Source organism: Planktothrix sp. PCC 11201 (assembly GCF_900009135.1).
Classification (GTDB): domain Bacteria; phylum Cyanobacteriota; class Cyanobacteriia; order Cyanobacteriales; family Microcoleaceae; genus Planktothrix.
Window position 1 is genome coordinate 1 of the sequence record NZ_LT797784.1, and the last position, 1,011, is coordinate 1,011.

Annotated in this window: 2 protein-coding genes; both read right to left on the bottom strand. The window is 43.7% G+C overall.

Annotation, left to right across the window (positions count from 1 at the left end; translation table 11 throughout):
* Positions 1–54: 54 nt before the first annotated feature.
* Positions 55–549 (bottom strand): hypothetical protein, encoded by a 495-nt coding sequence (locus tag PL11201_RS25705; protein ID WP_079681650.1) that lies wholly within the window; start codon positions 547–549, stop codon positions 55–57.
* A gap of 132 nt (positions 550–681) precedes the next feature.
* A partial coding sequence (locus PL11201_RS25710) for a hypothetical protein (RefSeq protein WP_234996852.1) occupies positions 682–1,011 on the bottom strand: 330 nt, incomplete at its 5' end.

Sequence of the window (1,011 nt, forward strand, 5' to 3'; positions counted from 1 at the left end):
AGGACGGGTTTATGTTTTTGAGTTTTACTCTGTAAAATCTACTCAGTAGAGTAGTTACAATTGAGCCATCAAATTGTTAATAGCTTGGTCTGCTAATTGTTCAGACTTTTCTAAACCTTTACCCATGGCTGCATAACGGGGACGCATCCCATGTAATGATTTGGCGGTTGTTCCCTTGTAGCCTTGAGTTTTAACCTCAAATTCAGCTTCGTTTCTGATCATCCGTTGCCCGTGACGGTTGATTTTTGCCTCGGCTTTTAAGATGACTTCGTGTTTATCGGCTGCTTTTTTAGTAGCAGTAGCATTTTGCTTTTTAACCCGTGCTAACTCGCTTAATCCGTCCGCCTCCTCTGGGGTAAATTCCCGCACACGGTCACAAACTGGCATTGTCCGGTAGGTATCAAAAATTGTTTCCGGTGGGTTGTCAGGGGTGATGGCGTTATCAGCACTGCGTTTGAAAACATTGTCTTTGCTAATCCCTTTATGGGAGCCGTCAACGGGCGCAATTGTTGATGATTTAAAATCATCTCCTCTCAAGAATCCAAGCATTTGTTGATCTCCTATGGAATGAGTGTTACAGTGATATCGTGATATGAACATGGTTTGCTAAATAAAACCCAGTTAGAAAGCACATCAGGTACAACAAACCTGGGAATAAGTAATCAATTATCCCAACGGGTTTCATAGTGCCAATGCCTCCGATAGCATCTCCTCTAATAAAGCTAGGAAAACGACGGCGGTATCTTCATCTAGGGGCTCGCTTTGAAGCTTTTCTAAATCTGGTAGGGATAACCCTTTGTCCATCATCTTTAAGAGCAGTTGATCACGGATGGGTGTGGGGGATTCAAGACAATCTGATAACTGACTAGCTTCACCCGCAGGGGTTATTGGTGGGATGGGTTGGGACTTCTGGACAAAATCATCCGTTGCGGTGTTAACGATGGTTTCAATTCGGAATGAATGCCAACGGGTATCTATTCCCTTGGCCATACAGTTCCCCCAAACATCAAA